Source organism: Lentzea sp. NPDC058450 (assembly GCF_042721395.1).
Classification (GTDB): domain Bacteria; phylum Actinomycetota; class Actinomycetes; order Mycobacteriales; family Pseudonocardiaceae; genus Lentzea.
Genome location: NZ_JBHXLO010000012.1, coordinates 147733 through 164376 on the forward strand (window position 1 = coordinate 147733; position 16644 = coordinate 164376).

The 16644-nt window shown below is 68.1% G+C and carries 15 protein-coding genes; 7 read left to right on the forward strand and 8 right to left on the reverse strand.

Features of this window, described 5'->3' with window-relative positions; all coding sequences use genetic code 11:
- Nucleotides 1-65 precede the first annotated feature (65 nt).
- The 3 genes from ACFWNN_RS20410 to ACFWNN_RS20420 all read left to right on the forward strand — a co-directional run bounded on the left by ACFWNN_RS20410 (nt 66) and on the right by ACFWNN_RS20420 (nt 3766).
- A complete protein-coding gene (locus tag ACFWNN_RS20410; RefSeq protein WP_382441488.1) occupies nt 66-887 on the forward strand; it encodes an oxidoreductase in 822 nt (273 codons plus the stop codon).
- Between the two features lie 38 nt (nt 888-925).
- Nucleotides 926-1816, forward strand: a complete 891-nt coding sequence (locus ACFWNN_RS20415) for a helix-turn-helix domain-containing protein (RefSeq protein ID WP_382441489.1) — start codon at nt 926-928, stop codon at nt 1814-1816.
- Nucleotides 1817-1993: 177 nt separating this feature from the next.
- Nucleotides 1994-3766, forward strand: a complete 1773-nt coding sequence (locus ACFWNN_RS20420) for an alpha/beta hydrolase (protein WP_382441490.1) — start codon at nt 1994-1996, stop codon at nt 3764-3766.
- Nucleotides 3767-3963: 197 nt separating this feature from the next.
- On the opposite strand, the gene ACFWNN_RS20425 is transcribed toward ACFWNN_RS20420, so the two are convergent.
- Nucleotides 3964-4659, reverse strand: coding sequence for a PP2C family protein-serine/threonine phosphatase (locus tag ACFWNN_RS20425; protein ID WP_382441491.1), 696 nt, complete (start codon nt 4657-4659; stop codon nt 3964-3966).
- 53 nt (nt 4660-4712) lie between these two features.
- On the opposite strand from ACFWNN_RS20425, the gene ACFWNN_RS20430 reads away from it, so the two are divergent.
- The gene (locus ACFWNN_RS20430; protein ID WP_382441492.1) at nt 4713-6086 is read left to right on the forward strand and encodes an N-6 DNA methylase; all 1374 of its coding nucleotides are present in this window, start codon (nt 4713-4715) and stop codon (nt 6084-6086) included.
- 16 nt (nt 6087-6102) lie between these two features.
- Entirely contained in the window at nt 6103-7050 is a 948-nt protein-coding gene (locus tag ACFWNN_RS20435) for a serine/threonine-protein kinase (RefSeq protein WP_382441493.1), read from the forward strand.
- Here the strand turns inward: ACFWNN_RS20435 and ACFWNN_RS20440 are convergent.
- Both ACFWNN_RS20440 and ACFWNN_RS20445 read right to left on the reverse strand, forming a co-directional pair.
- Nucleotides 6956-7870 carry a DNA-3-methyladenine glycosylase family protein gene (locus ACFWNN_RS20440; RefSeq protein ID WP_382441557.1) on the reverse strand — a complete coding sequence of 305 codons (915 nt, stop codon included), beginning with the start codon at nt 7868-7870 and terminating at the stop codon, nt 6956-6958. The two genes, ACFWNN_RS20435 and ACFWNN_RS20440, sit on opposite strands and share 95 nt — an antisense overlap.
- An 89-nt stretch (nt 7871-7959) precedes the next feature.
- Complete coding sequence (locus ACFWNN_RS20445; RefSeq protein WP_382441494.1) at nt 7960-8673, reverse strand: response regulator; 714 nt, start codon at nt 8671-8673, stop codon at nt 7960-7962.
- Nucleotides 8674-8877: 204 nt separating this feature from the next.
- Between ACFWNN_RS20445 and ACFWNN_RS20450 the strand changes: the two genes are divergently transcribed.
- The gene (locus ACFWNN_RS20450; RefSeq protein ID WP_382441495.1) at nt 8878-11283 is read left to right on the forward strand and encodes an ATP-binding protein; all 2406 of its coding nucleotides are present in this window, start codon (nt 8878-8880) and stop codon (nt 11281-11283) included.
- Here ACFWNN_RS20450 and ACFWNN_RS20455 read toward each other — a convergent pair.
- The 4 genes from ACFWNN_RS20455 to ACFWNN_RS20470 are packed head-to-tail and all read right to left on the reverse strand — an operon-like array spanning nt 11273 to nt 13654.
- The gene (locus tag ACFWNN_RS20455) at nt 11273-11944 is read right to left on the reverse strand and encodes an HAD family hydrolase (RefSeq protein ID WP_382441496.1); all 672 of its coding nucleotides are present in this window, start codon (nt 11942-11944) and stop codon (nt 11273-11275) included. The two genes, ACFWNN_RS20450 and ACFWNN_RS20455, sit on opposite strands and share 11 nt — an antisense overlap.
- The gene (ribB, locus tag ACFWNN_RS20460) at nt 11941-12588 is read right to left on the reverse strand and encodes a 3,4-dihydroxy-2-butanone-4-phosphate synthase (RefSeq protein WP_382441497.1); all 648 of its coding nucleotides are present in this window, start codon (nt 12586-12588) and stop codon (nt 11941-11943) included. Before ribB ends, ACFWNN_RS20455 begins: the two co-directional genes overlap by 4 nt.
- Nucleotides 12589-12630: 42 nt before the next feature.
- Nucleotides 12631-12810, reverse strand: coding sequence for a DUF397 domain-containing protein (locus tag ACFWNN_RS20465; RefSeq protein ID WP_382441498.1), 180 nt, complete (start codon nt 12808-12810; stop codon nt 12631-12633).
- Nucleotides 12811-12823: 13 nt separating this feature from the next.
- Nucleotides 12824-13654 carry a helix-turn-helix domain-containing protein gene (locus tag ACFWNN_RS20470; RefSeq protein WP_382441499.1) on the reverse strand — a complete coding sequence of 277 codons (831 nt, stop codon included), beginning with the start codon at nt 13652-13654 and terminating at the stop codon, nt 12824-12826.
- A 235-nt stretch (nt 13655-13889) separates the two neighbouring features.
- Between ACFWNN_RS20470 and ACFWNN_RS20475 the strand changes: the two genes are divergently transcribed.
- Nucleotides 13890-15518: a glycosyl hydrolase family 18 protein gene (locus ACFWNN_RS20475; RefSeq protein WP_382441500.1), complete on the forward strand. Its 1629-nt coding sequence runs from the start codon at nt 13890-13892 to the stop codon at nt 15516-15518.
- 61 nt (nt 15519-15579) lie between these two features.
- Here the strand turns inward: ACFWNN_RS20475 and ACFWNN_RS20480 are convergent, their stop codons facing one another.
- Nucleotides 15580-16644, reverse strand: a complete 1065-nt coding sequence (locus ACFWNN_RS20480) for a serine hydrolase domain-containing protein (protein WP_382441501.1) — start codon at nt 16642-16644, stop codon at nt 15580-15582.

The window sequence follows — 16644 nt, forward strand, 5'->3', positions numbered from 1 at the left end:
GCCGCGGACGTGGTTGCCTGGTTCTAGCAACCAAACGGTTAGTTAGTCAGCGGGAGGAACAAGCCATGAAGGTCGCACTGGTCACGGGCGCTTCGTCGGGCATCGGCGAGTCCACGGCGGTTGAGCTGCACAAAGCCGGTTACACGGTGTACGCCGCCGCACGTCGGGTGCAGCGCATGGAGGGCCTCGCGGCGCAGGGCATCAAGGTGCTGGAGATGGACGTGACCGACGACGAGTCGATGGTCGCGGGCGTCAAGCACGTCATCGCGGAGTCCGGGCGGATCGACGTGCTCGTGAACAACGCCGGCTACGGGTCGTACGGCGCGTTCGAGGACGTGCCGCTCTCCGAGGGCAAGTACCAGTTCGAGGTGAACGTGTTCGGGCTCGCCCGGCTGGTGCAGCTCGTCGTGCCGCACATGCGTGCGCAGCGCAGCGGCCGGATCGTGAACGTGTCGTCGATCGGCGGCAAGATCTACGAGCCGCTCGGCGGCTGGTACCACTCGACGAAGTTCGCGGTCGAGGGGCTGAGCGACTCGTTGCGGCTGGAGCTCAAGCCGTTCGGGATCGACGTCGTGGTGATCCAGCCCGGCGCGATCAAGACGGAGTGGGGCGGGATCGCCGTCGACAACCTGCGCAAGCGGTCCGGTGAGGGTGCGTACCGGGAGCAGGTGCGGCAGCTGTCGGCGTTCTTCGGACAGGTCGAGCGGGGATCCGAGCCGAAGGTGATCGGGGACGTGATCGTGAAGGCGGTGAAGGCCCGGCGGCCGCGGACGCGGTACGCGGCGGGGTTCGGCGCCGGGCCGATCCTGTTCGCGCGCAGGGTGCTGTCCGACCGCGGGTTCGACGCGTTGTTCCTGGGCGCGATGCGCCGCGCGGGGCGTGTCTGAGCAGGTACCTTCGGTTCAGCACCACCGAGGGGAGTCGTGTGCACGAGGGGCTGTCGCGTGAGGCCGAGCAGCTGTACCTGGCGATGCTGCGAGGTGCCGCGAGCGAGCCCGGGGCGGCGCAGGACGAGCTGAAGCGGCTGGGGCTGGTCAGGGACGACGAGGTGCGGCCGCCGCGGTCGGCGCTGGCCGCGATCGCGTCGAGCCACGAGGCCGCGGCCGTCCGGGCGCGCGAGACCGCCGAAGTGCTCGCCGCCGCCTACGCCTCGTTCGGGGCGAAGGAGGTCGACTTCGTCGAGGTGCTCAAGGACGCGGACGAGGTGATCAGCGCGTTCGAGGAGATGCAGAGCCAGGCGAAGACGGAGATCCGGGCGCTGGATCCGGGTTCGTACCTGAGCCCGCAGCCGGAGGCGAGCCCCGCACAGCCTCCGGCGCTGGCCCGCGGCGTCGGGTACCGGGTGGTCTACGAGTCGGCGTTGTTGCAGACCGAGCGCGGGTTCGCCTCGGTGCAGGAGAGCATCTCGGCGGGCGAGCAGGCGCGGACGTTCCCCGGGGTGCCGTTGAAGCTGGTGATCGCCGACTCGGACCGGGCGTTGATCGCGGTCCCGACGGTCACGGGCGGGAACGTCGTAGCACTTCTCATTCACCCGTCCGTGCTACTGCGGGCGTTGATCGAGTTGTTCGAGGCGTTCTGGCGGATGGCGGTGTCGATCACGCCTGGCGGCCAGGAGGACACCCAGCAGGAGCCGACCACCGCCACCCGGCGGTTGATGGCGCTGCTCAGCGCGGGTCTGACGGACGAGTCGATCGCCCGCGAACTGGGTGTCAGCGAGCGGACCGTGCATCGGCGGGTGAGCCGGTTGCAGCAGTTGCTGGGGGCTCAGACCCGGTTCCAGCTCGGCGTCCAGGCGTCACGGCGAGGTTGGCTTTAGTCACTCCTCGTGATTGACGCACCGATCTTCATCACTCTGTGAACACGATCGGTGACGGTTTCCAGACATGGCGACTTTCTGCCATCACCCAGGAGTGTTAAACGCGGCGTTTTCCCCTTCTCCTTTGTCGCAAGCGCGGTCTCACCCAGGCCGTGCGGGGGCAGAAGGGGATCCACCGTGAGGAAGTACTTCAGAGGCGGCATCGCCGCGGTGACGGGGGCGTTGATCGCGTCGAGCCTCGTGCTCACCCCGGCCGCGAGCGCCGCCGCCAAGCAGGACCCGGACACGGCCGCGCTCGCGGGTGCGCTCGCCACGCAGAAGGTGACCTGGGAGGAGTGCACCTTCCCCGGCGTCGACCCGGCCACCGTGGCCAAGTTCAAGACCGTCAAGGGCCTCGCCTGCGCGACCGTCCAGGTCCCGCGCGACTGGCACAACCCGGCCGACGGCAACACGATCGGCATCCGCGTCTCCAAGACCGAGACCGCCTACAAGGGCACCAGCCGTCAGGGCATCGCGCTCGTGAACCCCGGTGGTCCCGGCGGTTCCGGCCTGCCGTGGGGCGCGGCGATGGCCCTGCGCACCCCGGTCCTCGCGGGCCAGTACGACTTCATCGGGTTCGACCCGCGCGGCGTCGGCCTCTCCACGCCGCTCACCTGCAGCTACACCGTGCCGAACAGCACTGACGTCAACGTGCTGAACAAGGCCAAGGTCGACGGCTGCCTCGAGAACCCGCTCACGCAGTTCATCACCACCGAGCAGACCACGTACGACATGGACTTCATCCGTGTCCTGCTCGGCGAGAAGAAGATGAGCTACATCGGCTACTCCTACGGCACGTGGCTCGGCACCTGGTACGCCTCGACGTTCGCGTCGAAGGTCCACCGCATGCTGCTCGACTCGGCCGTCGACGCCTCGCAGTCGACCCTCGAGAACACCTGGGACCTGCAGCCGCGCACCCGCGACCGCCAGTTCCAGGAAGCGCTGCTGCCGTTCATGGCCCGCAGCGCCGACAAGTACGGCCAGGGCAGCGACCCGATGGAGATCCGCCGCAAGTGGGAGAAGGGCGGCGGCACCCGTGAGTTCGTCGGCCAGCTCTTCGTCGCGTGGTTCGTGATCCCCGCCATGTACGACACCTCGCAGTACCACGTGGCCGCCTCGGCCGTCGCCTCCGTGATCGACGCGACCAACCCGGCCGCTTCCGATTCGGAGAAGGTCGAGCAGATCGTCGCGAAGATGCTTTCCGTGCCCGGCACCACGGACGAGAACAAGGCGTTCATCGCGAAGGCCAAGACCAACGCCCTCGCCGCCATCGCCAAGAAGGAGCGCGTGGCCGTCAAGTCGACGACCGCCGCCGCCGAGGTCGAGACCTGGGACGCCACCTTCGAGGCGATCCGCTGCCAGGACGGCCAGTGGAACCAGAACCTGCACTACTGGAACTACTGGCTCGCGGACCTGACCGTGAACGCGCCGTTCATCGCGCCGTTCATGAGCACCCCGCTCTGCGCCTACTGGCCGGCCAAGACCTCGATGCCCAAGCCGGACAAGAAGACGTTCCCGCGTCTGCTCGTCGCCCAGGCCGAGCTCGACGCCGCCACCGCGTACGAAGGCGGCCTCGCCACGGCCAAGGCCCTGCCGAACGCCAAGCTGATCAGCGTCGACAACGAGGGCTCGCACGGCCTGTTCCCGTACAACACGGACTGCGTCGACGACCCGATCGTCTTCTACTTCCAGACCGGCGCCACCCCGCGCAAGCAGTTCACCGGCTGCCAGGCCGTGCCGCTGCCCAACGAGGACAAGACCTTCGAGGTCGGCGGCAAGCTGACCAACGGCAAGGTGCAGATCAAGATGATCACGCCGGCCGTCAAGCAGGCCAACAAGATCGTGAAGGACTTGCTCAGCGGCTCCTCCACGGCGGCGGCCGACGAGTCGGGCATGCCGGCCAACCTGTAACACCCCTTGAGGCTGCGGCCCCGGTGCGCGTTGCGCGCCGGGGCCGTTTCCATGCTCGCCCGGGGTTGGGGGAAGCGTTGGTGGGCAACGGGTTGGGGTGCGGTCCGGTGGCGGGCGGCCGACGGGCGGGAGGGCTGCGGAGCGGTCTGCCGGCGGGTGCAACCGGCATCGGCGAGACGGCTGCGCGGCGGGGAAACCTAGCGCTGCCACCACTTCTTGCGGATCACGTCCACGATCACGCACGTGATGTTGTCCGGCCCGCCGTTGCCGTTCGCCAGGGCGATCAGCTGCCACGCCGCCTCGGTCCCGTCCTCCGTGGACAGCAGGACCTCGTGCACGTCCTCCAGGTCCGTGTAGTCGGTGAGGCCGTCGCTGCACAGCAGGTACCGGTCGTCCACCTTCGCCTGGTGCCAGGACAGATCGGGGTCGTGCGAGTTGCCGGACTGCAAGGCCCGCAACACATACGCCCGCCGCGGGTGAACCAAGGCCTCCTCAGGCGTCATGCGGCCGGCGTCCACCAGGGCCTGGACCATGGTGTGGTCGTGGGAGAGCTGGCGGAGTTCGCCTTCGCGCAGCACGTACGCGCGGGAGTCGCCGATGTGGGCCAGCTGGAAGGCGAGGCCCTCCCAGCGGATGGCGGTGAGGGTGGTGCCTGCGCCCGTGGGGGTTTCGGCGTCGAGGCGGCGGGCAATTTCTGACACCGCTGGGCCGAGGTCGCCCTGCCAGTCGGCCAGGACGTTCACCGCGAGCGCGCTTGCCACTTCGCCGTGTTCGTGGCCGCCCATGCCGTCCGCCACCGCCTGGAGGTCCGGGCGGACGTAGACCGAGTCCTCGTTGTGCTCTCGGACGAGCCCCGGATCGGTGGCCACGGCGATGCGCAGCTCGTGTGTCATGTTTCTAAGTAGAGCAGTTGTGAAGTGAGTTCACAAGCAATACGGTTGTGAACATGGATGAGACGGTCAGCGCTGGGGACATCGCGCGGCTCGCCGAGGTGGGGCGGGCGGCCGTGTCCAACTGGCGGCGGCGGTTCGAGGACTTTCCCTCGCCGGTCGGCGGGACGGCGTCCAGTCCGTTGTACCTGTTGCGCGACGTCGAGGTGTGGCTCCGGCGCAACGGGAAGTCGTTCCGGGTGTCGCCGGCGGAGAGGTTGTGGACGCAGCTGCGGACGCACGACGACCTCCGTCTCGGTGAGGCACTGGCCAACACGGAAACGGACGACACCACGTTCGAGTTCCTGCACGAGCGCTACCTCGAAGCCCACTCGCGGCTGCTCAACCCCACGCCGCCGGAAGTCATCGAGGCGGTCATCGCCACCACCGACGGCCAGACGGTCGTCGACCCCGCGTGCGGCACGGGCAGCCTGCTCAGGGCGTCGAAGGCCAAGAACAAGATCGGCCAGGAGATCGACCCCGTCTCGGCGGTCATCGCCCGGCGCAGAATGCCGAAGGCGCAGATCTTCACCGGCGACTCGCTGCGCCACAACGGGATCCACGAGAAGGCCGACGCGGTCATCTGCGACCCGCCGTGGCACGACCGGACCTGGGGCCACGAGGAACTCGTCGGCGACACCCGGTGGACCTACGGCCTGCCGCCGCGAGGCGAGCCGGAGTTGGCCTGGCTCCAACACTGTCTGTCCCTCACCAAACCCGGCGGCCTCGTCGCCGTCCTGCTCCCGTCTGCGGCGGCCACCAGGCGGCCGGGCAAGAGGATCCGCGGCAACCTCCTCAGGGCGGGCGCCATCCGGGCGGTCGTCACGGTCACGCCGGGCCGGGACCTCTGGCTGCTCAGGAACCCGATCGGCCGCGCCCCCGAACAGATCGCCCTGCTGCAGTCCCCTGGCCCGCTCGACCCCAACACCAGGGTCATCGACCTGCTCGACGACGACGTCGACCTGAGCCCGGCCCGACGCACCGGCACGGACGCCACCGAATACACCAGAGCGGTCTTCGAAGCCCCGACCTTGCCCGAACTCCAAGAAGTGGCCCCACCGATGACCACCATCGGCGAACTCGTCCGCAAGGCACCCGGCAACCACCCCGTCACCTCCCCCACCGGCGCCGTCTACGAGATCAACCCGCGCAAGATCGACCCCGACTTCCTCGAAGGCGTCCTGAAGGCCGCGTTCGCCAGAACCCCCACGGGGTCGACCAGGCTCGACGTCAGAAGAACGCAGGTCCCGTCACTGCCGATAGACGAACAACGGAAGTACGGACAAGCCTTCAAGCAGCTCAAAGAAGCCGAGGAGAAGCTGAACGACGCGGCCGAGCTGATCAGGATCGGGTACGCCGGCCTGCTGCAGGGCCAGATCGGCCCGCGGTGACGGTTAGGCTTCAGAAGTGCTGATCGCCGACCGCTACGAGATCGACGACCTGCCGCTGGGGCGGGGCGGCATGGGTGCCGTGCACGAGGGACGCGACCTGCGCCTGGACCGGAGAGTCGCGGTCAAGCTGCTCAGGCTGCCCGGCAGCGACGACGAGGTGGCGCACCGGTTCGCGCGCGAAGCCAGGATCGTCGCTGGCCTGGAACACCCCGGCGTGCCCGTCCTGTACGACTTCGGCACGCACGAGCAGCGCCTCTTCCAGGTCATGCAGTTCGTCGAGGGCGTCACGGTCGCGGATCTCGTCGGCGAGTTCGGCCCGCTGCCCGAGGCCTGGGCCGCGAACATCGCCGCGCAGGCCGCCGCCGTGCTGACCACGGCCCACGACCGCGGCATCTGCCACCGCGATCTCAAGCCCACCAACCTGATGCTGTGCCCGGACGGCGCGGTGAAGGTCCTGGACTTCGGCCTGGCACTGCTCAAGGAGAGCGACGTCGCCCCGTTCAGCCGCGCCGGGCAGATCCTCGGCACGCCGAGCTACATGGCCCCGGAACAGATCCAGCGCGGCACCGCCGAACCGAGGAGCGACCTGTACGCGCTGGGCTGCGTGCTGCACGAAATGCTGACGGGCGAACAACTCTTCACCGGTCCCACGGCCTACGCGGTGTTCGACAAGCACGTCAAAGAGGCGCCGCCGCAACTGAAGAGCCCGCTCAACGCGACGCTGCAAAGCCTGCTGGCCAAGGAACCCGACGGACGCCCCAACACGGCGCTCGACGTTTTCGAGGCCCTCCAGCAGTTCGCGCAGAACCCGCCACCGCTGCCCGGCTTCGTCCACCAGGACTCCACGGCGATGTACGCGAGCGTGCAGGTCAGGCCGGGATTCGGTTCACCTCGTGATCACCGGTCGCCCACAGGTGCTGCACCGCGTACGCCCGCCACGGCCGCCACGCCTCCGCACGCTTGACCAACGCGCCGGGCGTCGACGGCAGTCCCAACGCCTCGGCGGCCAGCCGGATCCCGAGATCCGTGGGCAGGAACGCGTCGGGATCCCCCAAAGAGCGCATCAGGATCGACTCAACGGTCCACGGCCCGAACCCCGGCAGCGACGAAAGCCATTCCCGCGCAACGACTCGATCGGCACCAGGCGAAAGGTCCAAACCGGACTCCAGCGCCTCCAGCAACGCCGCCATCGTCCGCCGCCGCGACTCCGGCATCGCCAGCTCGGCGACGTCGAACGACAACGGGAACAGGAACAGGTCTCCCACCGGCGTCCCATGAGCCGCAACGAGCCGTGCGGCGTGCGTACGAGCCGCCTTCGTGGACACCTGCTGCCCCAGAACGGCCCGCACGGCGAACTCCGCCCCGTCCACCGTGCGCGGCACACGACGCCCAGGAGCAGCCGCCACCAACGGCGCCAAAAGCGGATCGGCCGACAACGCCGCATCGACCACGAATGGATCCACGTCGAGGTCGAGCAGAAACCGGCAAAGGTCTAGAGCACTTGCCGAATCGCGAGAATCCGACAGTTCGAGGACACACTCAACGTGGTCCTGGAACGGTTGCAAAGCCGCGATGCCAAAGCCGTAAGGAAGTCGCAAGGTTCGCCGGTAGACACCGTCCCGCCACTCCTCCACGCCGGGCACGGCGGTGGCGATGAGGTGGCCGAACAGGTTGTCGGGGCAAAGAGGTGCCTGAAAGTGCAGGCGTTCCGAGAACGTGGCCGGCGGCATGTGACCAAGCATGACGCCATTCCAACCGAGACGCTGGCGGGAAAGCGACATCATTCTGGACGGGGCCAACCGGGTGACCTGCTACTCGGCGCGAAAATCCGTGGCTAGGCTGACCGTCGCGCCGTTGCAGGAGTTGTCGGATTTCAGCAGGGAAGGGCGGCGTCGCGTGCGATGAGAGCGGCCTGGACGCGGTTGTCGCACCGAAGTTTCGTCAGCAGTCGGCTGACGTGGGCTTTGATAGCCCCCTCCGAGAGGTACATGAGCCTTGCGATGCGTGCGTTCGCCATGCCTTGCGCCAAGTACACGAGCACTTCCTGCTCCCGCCGGGTGAGCAGGCTGATGCGGCTGCGCGCGGCGTCCCGCCGTTCCGAGTCCGCGCCGGTGAAGTGGTCGATCAACGCACGGGTCGCGGACGGCGAGAGCATCGCCTCTCCCGCGGCGACGGCACGCACGGCCTTCACGAGAGCGTCCGGTTCGCCGTTCTTGAACAGGAATCCCGCCGCGCCCGCGCGCAACGCCGGGAACAACATCTCTTCGGTCTGCGGGGTGCACAGCATGATCACCTGGGTGCCCGGCACGTGCCTGCGCACCATCCGCACCGCCGCGAGGCCTTCCATGCCGGGCATGGACGCGTCCATCAGCAGCACCTGCGGACGTTGCCGCCGTGCGAGCTCCAACGCCCCGCCGCCGTCGCCCGCCTCGCCGACCACCGCGACGTTGCCGCTGCGCTCCAGCACACCGCGGACACCCGTGCGGATCAGGACCTCGTCATCAGCGATGCCGACGGTGATCGTGCGCGGTTTGTCCACGAGCTGCAGCCCTGCGCTCGTCCACGAGGTGCTCGTCGTCAACGTCATGCGGACTCCCTGTCAGACCGGACCAGCTTCCAGTTTGTTCCCGAACGAGGACTCCGGGAAGGGACGCATAACGAGCAGGTTGCGAACCGTCTCACGCGCACGGAGGCGTAACGGGTTGCACACCTCGGGCCACCGCCCACGAACAGCGCAAACGCCGGAGCGAGACAGGAACCTCCTGCCGTTACGGCTTGCGGAGAGGGACTCATGACCAGCACCGGACGTTGCGCTCTGTGCGACGGCGCGCTGCCTCCCGCCACCTCCGAGCAACGCAGGTCCTACTGCTCCAACGCCTGCCGCCAACGGGCCTATCGCCGCCGTGCGACCGTTACGGCACCAACGCCCACCACCAGGCAGAACCTGCGTGTCCTCTCCAACCTGCCTGCTGCCCGCGACACGTTCGTGGGCCGCCAGCAGGAGCTGTCGAAACTCGACCAGCTGTTGCGCAGGCATCGTCTCGTTACGCTCGTGGGCAGTGCGGGTGCGGGCAAGACGAGACTCGCGCTGGAGGCCGCCGGACGGCTGCGGCGTGGCCGCACGGACCGCGTTCTGCTCGTCGAACTGGGCGAGGTCACCACCACCCGAGACGTCGTGCCAGCCCTCGCTGACGCGCTCGGAGTGGCCGCCGAGACCGACGAACCGTTGCGCGACACCGTGCTCGAGACGCTGGTGAACATGAAGGTCGTCGTGGTGCTCGACAACTGCGAGCACCTCCTCGACGCCTGCGCCGAGCTCACCGACGTGCTGCTGAACCGCTGCCCCGGCGTCCGGGTGCTCGCGACGTCCCGCGAGGCGTTGTGGATCACCGGCGAGGTCAGCTTCCCCGTCGAGGGGCTGCCCGTGCCGTCGACGGACCGCGACCTGGTCACGACGGCCGCGCCGCGCTCGGAGGCCGTGAAGCTGTTCGTGGACCGTGCGCGCGAACGCAAGCCCGACTTCCGTCTGTCCGTGGACAACACAGCTGCTGTGGCGTTGTTGTGCGCACGTTTGGAAGGCATGCCGCTCGCGATCGAACTCGCGGCGCGCTGGGTGCGGTTGCTGCCGGTCGAGGACATCTGCGACCGCCTGGACGAACCGCTGGAGCTGCTCACGCTGGGCTGCCGCAAGTCGCCGCGGCAGAGTTCGCTGCGGGAGGCCATCGACTGGAGCTACCAGCTGCTGCAGCCGGACGAGCAGTTCGCGCTGCGCCGGCTTTCCGTGTTCGACGGTGGCTTCGACCTGGCCGCGGCCACCGAGGTCTGCTCGTCGGAACGGTCGGCGGAGCCGGTGCTGGACGTGCTGTCGCGGTTGCAGGCGAAGTCGCTCGTGACGGCCGTGCCCGGCACGACGCGGTTCCGGCAGCTGGAGACGATCCGCCTGCACGCCAAGGAGAAACTGGTGGCGGCGGGCGAGCTGGACGTCGCCTACGAGGCGCTGGCGCGGTGGTTCACCGACCTGTCGGACGTGCTGATCACCGCGCCGTTGTCGATGTCCGCAGACGTGCAGCACAAGCTGGACAACCACGTCGACAGCCTGCTCGGCACGGTCGAGTGGGCGGCCGATCGCGCCGACGAACGGTTGCTGCTGCTGACTTCCGCGCTGGCCGACTGCGCCGCCCGGCGCGGCCGGCTCGGGCAGGCTCGCGTGATGCTGCGGGACGCGCTGCGCCGACCGTCCACAAGGGACGACTACCGCTGCGTGGCGCTGAACCACGCGGCCCGGTTCGCGGCCGAGCAGGGCGATCACGACGAGGCCGTCGAGTTCTCCGCCGAGGTGTCGCGGCTGGTCGGGACCATCGGGCAGCCGGCGTTGGTGATGAGCAGCCGCAGCACGCTCGCGGCCGTGCAGCAGTCGTCCGGCGAGTGGGAGGCGTCGGACAAGAACAACACCGAGTGTTTAAGGGTCGCCGAGTTGTTGGGCGAACCTCTTGCCCGTGCGACGGCTTTGGTCGATTTGGCACGCACGGCCTTGTCGCTGGGCAAGCACGCACGCGCCGAAGAGAACGTCATGTCGGCGTTGCCCCTCTCGCGCGCGTCGGGCGTCCCCGCGCGCATCGCCTCCGCACTGAACACACGGGGTGCCGTCGCGTTGGTGCAGGGCGACCTCGACGAGGCCACACACGCGTTCCAGGAAGCACTGCGCATGGACGGCATCAACCCGTTGACCGCGCCTGACGCCCTTGAGGGTTTGGCCGTGGTCGCGTTGACGCGTGGTCAGGCAGAGCGCGCGCTACGGCTGGAAGCCACCGGACGCGCCATGCGCCGTTCCGTCGGTGTCGTGCCCAACCCGTTCTGGGCAGAAAAGGTCGCCGGAGCCATGCGCACCGCACGGCTGATGCTGCCTGTTGCGCGCGCAGAGGCGGCATCAACGCCGTTGAGCGCGACCGAGACGGAGGCGTTCATCCAGGACGAGGTGTGGCTGGACCGCACCGAGGCCGCGTTCGACTCGCTCGACGACCACGAACGCCGGGTGATCGCGTTGCTGGCCACGGGCCTGACGAACCAGCAGATCGCCAACCGCCTCAACGTGTCGCTGCGGACCGTGGCCTCCCGGCTGCACCGGCTGCGCGACAAGCTGGGCCTGCGCAGCCGGGAGGACATCGCCGCGTGGGGAGCGGAACGCGCTATCGGCTGAGCGCGTAAACGTTTACCCACAGTTGACAGATTTCTTTGGCCGCTGTGCGCGCGTCGGTGGCCTGGAGCGCCGCCAGCTTCAGCACTTCGGCGTTGCGGGCCGTGGTGGCGTTGGGAATCGCGAGCACCGTCATCCCGGCCGCGTGCGCCGACCGGATGCCGGACGCCGAGTCCTCGACCGCCAGGCAGTTCGCGGCGTCGAGCCCGAGCTTGCGCGCGGCCAGCAGGTACGGGTCGGGCGCCGGCTTGCCGTGCACGACGTCGTCCCCGGTCACGATGGCCTCGACGTGCCTCCTGAGCCCGGACGCCGACGCGGCCGCCCGCACGTACCGGCGCGGTGACGCCGACACGAGCCCGACCGGCCCCAGCTCCGCAGCCTGGGCCACGAGCTCCGCGGCTCCGGGAAGCAGCCCGAACTCGCCGCGCGCGATGGCGTCCACCATGCCGTCGACACACTCGGAGGTCGCCCGCTCCGGCGTGAGGTCGCCACACCGTTCGGCGAGGTAAGCGCCCCAGGTGGACGTCCCCTGGATCGCGGTCCAGTCGTGTGCGGTCCAGCGGTACTCGTGGCGGGCAGCGACGGCGCCGATCACCCGGTTCCACGTGCCGGCGCTGTCGACCAGCGTGTCGTCGAGGTCGAAAACGGTGGCGAGCAACGTCATCGCGCCACCACACCCTCCTGCGCGAAGGCCGCGACCTGCTCGATCGACACCAGCTTCAACCAGTGCTGTTCCGCGAACTTCCGCAGCTCCGGCACGCGCGCCATGCTCCCGTCCTCGTTGCACATCTCGCTGATCACGGCCACCGGCTGGAGGTGTGCCAACCGCATGAGCTCGACGGCCGCCTCTGTGTGCCCACGCCGCACGGAGAGACCACCTTCACGCGCGCGCAACGGAAACACGTGCCCAGGGCGCCGCACGCTCTTGTGGGTGCTCGTCGGATCGGCCAGAACCTGGAGCGTGTGGGCCCGGTCGGCGGCGGAGATGCCGGACTCGATGCCGGTGGAGGCGTCCACCGAGACCGTGAACGCCGTGCCTTCGGGATCCTCGTTGTCCTGGACCATGAGCGGCAGCCGCAGCCGGTCGGCGACCTCGGGCGACATCGGCGCGCAGACCAGCCCGCTCGTGTGCCGGACGTAGAACGCCAGCGCGTGCGGGGTGGCGTGTTCGGCGGCCATGACCAGGTCGCCTTCGTTCTCGCGGTCCTCGTCGTCGACCACGATCACCGGGCGTCCGGCGCGCAGGTCGGCGAGGGCGGATTCGACCGTGTGGTCACGTCTTGCCTGTTCAGGAACGGTGAAGTGCACGCCCCTCATCGTTGGCAACGGGCGTGGGCGACGCTCGGCGGACTAGCGGTGTTGACCCGATGGTGCGAACTTGCCGTCCTTCACGAAGCCCAGGAACGCGAACCACGAGCTGGGCGCGACGGGAAGGTGGGTGGCGGGGGCTTTGCTGTCGCGGAGGCCGACACCTCGACCGACTTCAACGCAGTCGACCGCGTTCGCGCTATAGCTGCTCTTACGCCACATGCGGGGCCCTTCATCAGGTCGCGTGTTGGGAGATCCTCCTCCTGGATTCTTCCGCACCCAAAGCGATCTTTTCGAGGGACTTCAGCACCTCGCTATAGCCCTCGACGGCGATCGGAGCCTCGATGATGAGGCTGGAGTTCTCGGCCTCCACGAAGACGACCGGTTCGATCCGGTCGAACTCCATCATCGTGAACGCCCCGGCAAGCCCCGCGTGGGCACCAGCTTCGGTGGGCACGACCCTGATGTCGATGTACGGGCGCACCCACATCTCCAGCAGATGGTGCAGCTGCGCACGCAGCACGCTGTGGCCGCCGACAGGCAGCAGCAAGACCTGTTCGTGGAGGTAGAACACGCAGTCAAGGCGCTGCCGGAACACCTCCTGCATGTTCTGCCGGATGGCGACCCGTTCTTCGATCTCCTCCGGCTTGCTCTTGCCGGCGGCGAGACACACGGCTCGCGTGTAGTCCGGGATCTGGAGGAGGCCCGACACGGCCAGGGGCGACCAGCCGATGAACTTCTTGGCCTTTCGAAGGTGCTCGATGAAGGTCCGCGGGCGGATCGGCTGCGTCGCGCCGTGGTGCTGCCACCAGTCCTTGGCGTCGGTCTGGCGGAACAGATGCAGCAAGTGGTCGCGCTCCTCCGGCGCGATGCGGCAGAAGCTGAGCAGGATGGCCACGTCGATCTCGGTGCAGCCGCCCTTGCCGTTCATCAGATCCGAGAGCTTGCCGGGGTCCCAGTCGATCTTCTCGCAGATCTCGCGCGCGGTCATGCCCGTTGCGGCCAACGCCGCACGAAGGGCGTCGCCGAACTCGCGGCCGCGTGCCGTGGAGAAACGCTTTGGCATGGAACGAAGCTAGGGCCGACCGTCCTCTGTGTGCAGTCACCTGGGCCGAAGTCCGCCCGAAGGGTTGTCGTCTCGGAACCCCTCCAATGGTTAACCAAATAGACCGAAACAAGACAGGCCGGACTTACTAAACCGTTTTCGGACTGCTCCGTTCGAGTGACGGCAGAGGTCTAGACCTTGACCTTCGAGTGGTCTAAACCACATCGTTCCGGTACCCCTGCGACTGAGGAGACCGATGTCCAAGTTCCGATGGCATCTAGCTGCTCTCTTCGCGGCCCTGTCCGCGTTGGTCCTCGGAATCGTCGTCGTGCCCGCTGCTAGCGGCGCCGGTGGCGTTTCCGCCACGTTCTCCAAGGGTTCGGACTGGGGAACGGGCTTCGAGGGCAAGTACACGATCAAGAACAACAGCGCGGCGGCTCTGACGTCGTGGACCGTCGAGTTCACCATGCCGGCGAACCACAAGGTCACCTCGCTGTGGGACGGCTCGTACACCACGAGCGGTCAGACCGTCACGGTCAAGAACACCTGGAACGGCAACATCGGTGTCGGCGGGTCGGTGAGCTTCGGCTTCAACGGCTCCTACACCGGCACGTTCGGTGCGCCGACCAACTGCAAGCTCAACGGTGGCTCGTGTGAGGCCGGCGGGACGAACCCGACGACCACCACGACGACGTCGACCACGACGACTACCACCACCACGACCACCACGACGACGACCACGACCGGTGGTCCTCAGCCTGGCGGCAAGATCAACCTCGGTTACTTCACCGAGTGGGGCACCTACCCCGCCAAGAACTACCTGCCGAAGAACATGGACACCTCCGGCACGGCCGCGAACATCACGCACATCAACTACTCGTTCGGCAACGTGACGAACGGCCGTTGTGTGATCGGTGAGTCGTTCCCGGCGATCGAGAAGTCGTACACGGCGGCCGAGTCGGTCGACGGCGTTGCTGACGTGTGGGACGCGCCGGTTCGCGGTGCCTTCAACCAGCTGCTGAAGCTGAAGAAGAAGTACCCGCACATCAAGGTGCTGTACTCGTTCGGTGGCTGGACCTGGTCCGGTGGCTTCGCTCAGGCGGCGGCCTCCGAGTCCTCGCGTCAGACGTTCGCTGACTCCTGCTACTCGCTGCTCGAGGACCCGCGCTGGGCGAACCTGTTCGACGGCATCGACATCGACTGGGAGTACCCGAACGCCTGTGGTCTCACCTGCGACACGAGCGGTTTCGACTCCTACCGCCTGCTGATGCAGAAGCTGCGCCAGAAGTTCGGCCAGAACTACCTGGTCACCTCGGCCATCACGGCCGACGGCACCAACGGCGGCAAGATCGACGCCGCTGACTACGCCGGTGCCGCGCAGTACGTCGACTGGTACAACGTCATGACGTACGACTACTTCGGCGCCTGGGCGGCGCAGGGCCCGACGGCCCCGCACTCCCCGCTGACGAACTACGCCGGCATCCCGACCGCGGGCTTCTACTCCGACGCGGCGATCCAGAAGCTCAAGGGCAAGGGCGTTCCGTCCAAGAAGCTCCTGCTCGGCATCGGCTTCTACGGCCGCGGCTGGTCGGGCGTTTCGCAGGCTGCTCCTGGCGGCACGGCGACCGGCCCCGCGCCGGGCATCGAGCCGGGCATCCAGGACTACAAGGTGCTCAAGACGTCCTGCCCGGCCACGGGCACCGTCGCGGGCACGGCCTACGCCAAGTGTGGCGACCAGTGGTGGAGCTACGACACCCCGGCCACCATCGGCAGCAAGATGAGCTGGGCGAACGGCCAGGGTCTCGGTGGCGCCTTCTTCTGGGAGATGTCCGGAGACACCTCGAACGGTGAGTTGGTGAAAGCGATGAAGAACGGCCTCGGCTGATCTTCATAAACGCCGGGAGGGGAGCTGGGTCAACCCAGCTCCCCTTTTGTTTTGCCCGGGATCAGCAGAAGTGCTGGTCCATCAACTTGCGGTAGGCATCGCCGGGTTCGGCGTTGCTGCCGTTGTCGGTGACGGACAGCTCGAAGCGCTTGCCGTCCGGCGAGCCGAGCATCAACGACGCGAACCCGTGGATCGAGCCGTCGTGGCCGTAGATCGTGGTGCCGCACGCCAGCTTCACCACCGAGAGGCCCAGGCCGTAGCCGGGGCTGACGGCCGTGGTGCGCGTCAGTTCCCTTTGCTGGGCGGGTTTCAGCAGCTTTCCGGCGAGCAGCGCGGCCAGGAACGTGTCGAGGTCGCGGGTCGTCGAGATCATCTCCCCCGCCGCCCCTCCCCACGACGGGTTGAGGCGCGTGACGTCGATGACGTTGCCCGCGGCGTCCGGGTAGTAGCCGTGCGCATGCCGTCCGGGGATGTCCACAGTGGTGCGTGGCAGCACGGTGTCCTTGAGCCGCAACGGCTTCAGGATGCGCTGCTCGACGGCGTGCTGGTACGGCCGTCCGGTCAGCTTCTCGATCAGCATGCCCAGCACGATGTAACCCGTGTTGGAGTAGCTCTGCCCCGCGCCCGGTTCGAAGAGCAACGGGCGGCTGGTGGCGATGTCCACGAGTTCCTGCTGGGTCCACGTCCTGAAGCGGATCGAGTGGAACCCGGCGGGGTCGAGCGGCAGGGCTTCGGTGTGGTCGTAGAGGCCGCTGGTGTGCTGCAGCAGCTGGCGGACGGTGATGCGGGCGTCGACCAGGCCGGGCAGGTGGCGGACGACCGGCGCGTCCAGGTCGAGCCTCCCCTCTCCTGCGAGCTGAAGCACCACGGTCGACACGAACGGCTTGGTGACGCTGCCGATGCGGAAGGTTCCGTTGTGCGGCACGGGTTTGCTCGAACCGCGTTCGGCGAACCCCGACCGGAGCGTGTCGCGGCCGTCGATGCGGACCTGGATGCCCAGCGCGCCACCGGACTTCGTCAGCTCGTCGATGGTCCGTTGCACGGCCTCGTGCTCGGGTGGTGCCGCCGCCGCGGTGCCGGCGGTGGCCAGCAGCGTGGCGGCGGTGAGTGCGGCGATCAGTCTCAT